This is a genomic window from Streptomyces sp. Isolate_45, from assembly GCF_024721315.2.
Classification (GTDB): Bacteria; Actinomycetota; Actinomycetes; order Streptomycetales; family Streptomycetaceae; genus Streptomyces.
In genome coordinates, this window is sequence record NZ_JANFAK020000283.1 from 1 (window position 1) to 5,707 (window position 5,707).

General features: G+C 72.6%; 6 protein-coding genes. 2 read left to right on the top strand and 4 right to left on the bottom strand.

Annotated elements, in window-relative coordinates; translation table 11 throughout:
* The coding region (locus NOD94_RS39930) for an SDR family oxidoreductase (protein ID WP_281211147.1) at positions 1-1,107 on the bottom strand (1,107 nt) is incomplete at its 3' end.
* Between the two features lie 191 nt (positions 1,108-1,298).
* On the opposite strand from NOD94_RS39930, the gene NOD94_RS39935 reads away from it, so the two are divergent.
* On the top strand, positions 1,299-2,687 hold the full coding sequence (locus tag NOD94_RS39935) for a zinc-dependent metalloprotease (protein WP_281211148.1): 1,389 nt from the start codon (positions 1,299-1,301) through the stop codon (positions 2,685-2,687).
* Positions 2,684-3,214, top strand: a complete 531-nt coding sequence (locus tag NOD94_RS39940; RefSeq protein ID WP_281211149.1) for an NUDIX hydrolase — start codon at positions 2,684-2,686, stop codon at positions 3,212-3,214. The genes NOD94_RS39935 and NOD94_RS39940 overlap by 4 nt, the downstream gene beginning before the upstream one ends.
* Positions 3,215-3,285: 71 nt before the next feature.
* Here the strand turns inward: NOD94_RS39940 and NOD94_RS39945 are convergent, their stop codons facing one another.
* From NOD94_RS39945 to NOD94_RS39955, 3 genes are all read right to left on the bottom strand, one after another.
* On the bottom strand, positions 3,286-4,041 hold the full coding sequence (locus NOD94_RS39945) for an AIM24 family protein (protein WP_281211150.1): 756 nt from the start codon (positions 4,039-4,041) through the stop codon (positions 3,286-3,288).
* A gap of 17 nt (positions 4,042-4,058) precedes the next feature.
* Positions 4,059-4,739: an AIM24 family protein gene (locus NOD94_RS39950; RefSeq protein WP_281211152.1), complete on the bottom strand. Its 681-nt coding sequence runs from the start codon at positions 4,737-4,739 to the stop codon at positions 4,059-4,061.
* Positions 4,740-4,768: 29 nt separating this feature from the next.
* The coding region (locus tag NOD94_RS39955) for an AIM24 family protein (RefSeq protein WP_281211151.1) at positions 4,769-5,707 on the bottom strand (939 nt) is incomplete at its 5' end.

Here is a 5,707-nt window from a genome sequence, read left to right on the forward strand (position 1 = left end):
CGTCGCACCGGCGGCCCCGGCGGCCGTGGCGGCGTCCTTGCGGCCCAGCCGGCGGCCCGCGACGGTGTGCCGGCCCGCCACCTCCTGGAGCAGCTCGGCGAGCACCTCCTCGTTGGTCCAGCGCGGCCGCCAGCCCGCCGCGTGCAGCCCGCTGACGCTGACCACCCACGGGTGCATCGTGTACGCGAGGTCCCCGGCCGGGGACGGGGTCAGGCCGATCCGGTGCAGCCGGGCCGCGGCGCCCAGGGCGACGGCCGAGGGCAGCTCCATGCGGCGGATCCCGCTCAGCTCCTCGACCTCCTCCTGCTCCAGCCAGCCCTCGCAGCCGACGGCCAGCTCGCCCTCGGCCTTCTCCAGGGCCGCGTACTCCAGGGCGCTGACCAGGTCCTCGACGTGGCAGAACTGCCAGGTGGGCCGGGATCCGGCGACGACGAGCAGCCGCGGGGACTCGAAGTAGCGGGTCAGCGCGGTGTCGGTGCCGCCGACGAGGACCGCCGGGCGGACCACCGTCACGTTCAGCCCGGGGTGCGCGCGGGGGGCCCTGCGGCCGAGGCGCTCGATCTCCAGGAGGTCGCCGACACCGGTGGCCTCGGCGGTGGCGCGCAGCTCGGAGTCCTCCGAGAGCGGGATGTCGTTGTCCGGGAGGGCGCCGTAGACCATGGCGGAGGTGCACAGCACGACCCGGTGCACGCCGGCCGCGGCGGCGGCCGTCAGCACGGTCTGGGTGCCGCGCACGTTGTACGCCGTACGGGTCGCGGGGTCGGTCTCCAGGTCGAGGTCGAGCGCGAGGTGGACGACGACGTCGGCGCCGCGCAGTTTCTCGGCGATGGCCGGGTCGCGGACGTCGAGGAGGTGCCAGTGGGCCTCGGCGCAGTCCCCGCGCCGCTCGTCGATGGCGACGACCTGCTTGACCTCGTCGGATGCGGCGAGACGGGCCACCAGGGCCGCGCCGACGCCGGATGCGGCGCCGGTCACCGCGATCACCGGGCTGTGTCGTCGGGGCTCGGCCTGGTTTCGCGGCTGGCGAACGCCGGGGGCGCTGTCGCCTTGCTCGGGGCGGTTTTCGGCGTCGTGCGGCGCGCGAGCCTGCGGATCTGGGGAACTCACCGGGCGTCTCCAGCGGTTGTCTTCAGTAGGGACACGTCGTGACGCGTACCCACCAGGTGATGTCCATCCTGCCGCAGCCCAGGAGTCGGCGGAGCACCGAGCCCGGAAGCGGGTCAGGTGTCTACGCTGGGTGGTGTTGCCGGACCATCGCCGTCGGCTCCCGCCGGCGGCCCTACGAGCCGAGGAAACCCGTGAGCGACACCCCATTCGGATTCGGCCTTCCGCCGGAGGAGCCGGAGAACGGCGACGAGGGCAAGAAGGACGGCCAGGGCGGCCCCGCGAATCCGTTCGGGTTCGACCCCGCCGCTCTTCCGGGCGGCGCGGACAATCCGTTCGCCGCGATGTTCGGTTCGATGAACCCCAACGACCTCGGTGCGGCGTTCCAGCAGATCGGCCAGATGCTGAGCTACGAGGGCGGTCCCGTGAACTGGGACATGGCCAAGAACATCGCCCGCCAGACCGTCGCGCAGGGCACGGCGGACGGCGTGAAGGACGCCAGCGTCGGCATCGCGGAGAAGTCCGCCGTCGAGGAGGCCGTGCGCCTCGCCGACCTGTGGCTGGACGGCGTGACCTCCCTGCCCTCGGGGGCCAACGCTGCCGTCGCGTGGAGCCGCGCCGAGTGGGTCGAGGCGACCCTCCCGGTGTGGAAGGAGCTGGTGGACCCGGTCGCCGAGCGCGTCGGCGCCGCGATGGGCGGGGTGCTGCCCGAGGAGATGCAGGCCATGGCGGGCCCGCTGCTCGGCATGATGCGTTCCATGGGCGGGGCCATGTTCGGCCAGCAGATCGGCCAGGCCGTGGGCGTGCTCGCGGGCGAGGTCGTCGGCTCGACCGACATCGGTCTGCCGTTGGGTCCGGCCGGGCGGGCGGCGCTGCTGCCGCTGAACATCGAGAGCTTCGGCAAGGACCTCGGCGTTCCCTCGGACGAGGTGCGCCTGTACCTGGCGCTGCGCGAGGCGGCGCACGCCCGACTGTTCGCGCACGTGCCGTGGCTGCGTTCGCACCTGTTCGGCGCCGTGGAGGGCTACGCGCGGGGCATCAAGGTCGACACCTCGAAGTTGGAGGACGTGGTCGGTCAGCTCGACCCGTCGAACCCGGAGCAGCTGCAGGAGGCGCTTGCGGGCGGCATGTTCCAGCCGGAGGACACCCCGGAGCAGAAGGCCGCCCTGGCCCGCCTGGAGACGGCGCTCGCGCTCGTCGAGGGCTGGGTGGACGCGGTCGTGCACGAGGCGGCCAAGCCCCGCCTGACCTCGGCGGACGCCATGCGCGAGACCATGCGTCGGCGTCGCGCCTCGGGCGGTCCGGCCGAGCAGACCTTCGCGACGCTGATCGGCCTGGAGCTGCGCCCGCGCCGGCTGCGCGACGCCTCGCGCCTGTGGGCCTCGCTCACCGACGCGCGGGGCGTGGACGGGCGCGACGGGCTGTGGGAGCACCCGGACATGCTGCCGACGGCCTCCGACCTGGACGACCCGGACGGGTTCGTGCACCGCGAGCAGCTCGACTTCTCCGAGATCGACAAGATGCTCGGTGAGGCGGCCGAGAAGCGCGAGCGGCCCGAGGGCGAAGGCGAAGAGAAGAAGTGAGCCTGCGCGAAGACGCCGTCCTCGTCCTGAAGCGGTACGAGGACCAGCCCGAGCTCCGGGACCTGTACCTGGAGCACCTGGAGGCCCATCCGGACGGGGTCTACAAGCCCTGCACGGCCGGGCACGTCACCGGCAGCGCGCTGGTGGTGGATCCGGTCCGGGGCCGGGTCCTGCTGACCCTGCACAAGAAGCTCGGCATGTGGCTGCAGATGGGCGGGCACTGCGAGCCCGGTGACGCCACGCTCGCCGGGGCGGCGATGCGCGAGGCCGTCGAGGAGTCGGGGATCGCCTCCGGGCTGACCCTGCTGCCGGGCGGTCCGGTGCGGCTGGACCGGCATCCGATCCCGGCGCCGTGCAACTGGCACCTGGACGTCCAGTACGCGGCTCTGGCGCCGGCCGGTGCGGTCGCGGAGATCAGCGAGGAGTCGCTGGACCTGCGCTGGTTCACGTACGAGGAGGTGCCGGCGGTGGCCGACACCTCGGTCGTGCGGCTGCTGGAGGCGACGCGGGCCCGTCTGGGCGGCTGAGGCTCGCTGACGCGCAGGAGGGGCGGACCCCGGTCGGGTCCGCCCCTCCTGTCCTGCCTGTGGGCGCCGTGCTAGTTCCAGGCGTTGTTCTGGTTCTGGGCGTGGGCGCCCTGCTGGCCCATCCCGAACTGCGCCGCGGCGCCCTGTCCGACCTGGGCGTTCTGCGGCGGCAGCACCTCGCTGGGCTGCACGAGGGCGAAGCCCGTGCCGAGGAAGCTGAGCTCCCAGCCCTCGCCGGTGTTGCCGCGGCGCCGCCACACCCCGGTGGAGTGGGTCTGCGCCTGCATCTGGACGCGCAGCGAGGTCGACCAGGCGACGATCGCGTCGGCGTCGGCGTTGACGTACTTGTCCGGGGTGACCTGCATCATCAGGGGCTGTCCGGAGGTCATCAGGGCGACCTTGCCGCGGCCGCTGATGTTGAGCTGGTACTTGCCGGAGCCGGAGATCCCGTACTGGCTGTCGACGGCGATGGCCTCGGTGTGCAGGGTGGAGTCGAGGGCCAGCACGTAGCTGCTGTCGACGGTGAGGCCGTCCTGGTCGACGTCCACGACGTGGACGTACTGGGCCAGGTTGGCCAGGTAGACCGTGCCCTGCCCGGAGCAGCGCATCAGGTCCAGGCCCTCACCGGTGCGGGCGCGGGCGTTGCGCTGGTTGCCGCTCTGGTACTCGCCGTCGAAGTCGATGATGCCCTGGTAGGCGACCATCGCCCCCTTGCGGGCGAGGACGTCGTCGGAACCGCTCAGCGAGACCCGCAGGAGCTGGGGGTTCTGGACGGTGTACCGGTCCTGCGACTGCGCTTCCGCGTAGCCGAAAAGTGCGCTCTGCATGATGTGTCCGCTCCCCCTCAGCCCCGGGTCCGGAGCCGGTCGGTGCTGTCCTCGCTGGGCTGTACGACGACGATGCCCTGGCCGGAGAAGGCCATCTGGTAGGCCTCCCCGCTGCCCCGGCCGATCATCGACGAGGCCTTGAAGCTGCGCTTCCCCTTGACCTTGAGGTTCGGGGACCAGGCGACGAGCGCGTCCGGGTCGACGTACGTCTCGTCGTCGCCGCGACCGCAGTCGACCACGATCGGGGTGCCGCGGGAGGTGATCGCGACCCATCCGGTGCCCGAGATCTGCACGTTGAACAGGCCCTGACCGGCGAACTTCGCCATGCCCTTGACCCGCTCGACACCCCACTGGAGGTGGGCGTCGAAGGCGAGGAGGTTGGTGCCGTTGACGGAGAGGGCGTCGTTGTTGAGGTTGATCACGACGACGTCCGCGCCGTAGTCGGCGAGGTAGAGCAGGCCGTCGCCGGAGGCCTTCATCAGCGGGGCGCCCTCGCCGGTCAGCCACTGCGAGGCCATCTGGCGGACGGCGGGCGGGTTGGGCTCGTACTGGACGAAGCCCTCGTACGCGACCATCGAGCCGGTGCGGGCGAAGAGGTCCTGGCCGCTCTGCATGGCGACCTTGAGCATGGCCCGGCCGTGGTTCTCCATGCGGGCCGTGACGGGGGTGGGGGCGTAGCCCGCGAGCTGCTGGTTCATTGCGTTCATGGCGTTCATGTGGGGCTCCCTCAGACCTCGTACGGCTGGACGACGATGAAGTTGCCGGGAGCGCCGCGGAACTGGAGGTTCACGGTCTCCCCGCTGTGACCGGGGTAGGCGTTGCGGCGCAGCCGGACCTGGCTGGAGATGATCACCTGGGAGGCGGCCGACCAGGCGACGATGGCGTTGCTGTCCGCGAACGTCGTCGGGGTGACGGGCAGGACGACGGGGACGCCGTGCGTCTTGACGATGACCGTGCCGGTGCCCTGGAAGAGCATGGTGAACAGGGCGCCGCCGGGGATGCCGTGGCCCTCGATGCGCCGGACCTCGTGCTGGAGGGACTCGTCGAACGCGAGGACGCTCTCGGCGGAGACGCAGATCCCGTCGCCCTGGAGCTCGATGGCGTGCAGGTGGGCGCCGTTCTCGGCGAGGAAGACCTGGCCGCGGCCGGTGCAGCGCATCAGCTGCATCTCCTGGCCGGTGGCGTTGCCGACGATGCGGCCCGCGAAGCCCGCGCCCTTGTAGCTGAAGTCGACCTTGCCCTGGTAGAGGACCATGCTGCCCTGGCGGGCGAGGACGGCCTGGCCGCCCATCGACAGGTCGACCCGCATGAGCTGCTGGTTCTGCGGGGTCCAGCGGGCGCCGGTGGGCGCCTCCTTGTACGGCTGGAGCGCGGCGGCGAGGCCGGCTCCGGGGCCGGCGGCCTGCGGGGCCTGGCCGTGGGCCGGCTGCTGGCCGTACGGGGGTGGCTGCTGGCCGGGGATCTGGCCGTACGAGGGCTGCGGCGGCTGCTGCCCGTAGGGAGCGGGGGCCGGGGGCGGGACCTGGCCGCCGTACGAGGGCTGCGGCGGCTGCCCGTACGAGGGCGGGCCGGGCTGCTGCGGCGGGTGCGGCGGGTGTCCGTAGGGCGCGGGGGCGGGCGGGGCCAGCGGGGCGACCATGGTCGGGGCGCTGTGCACCGGCGCCGG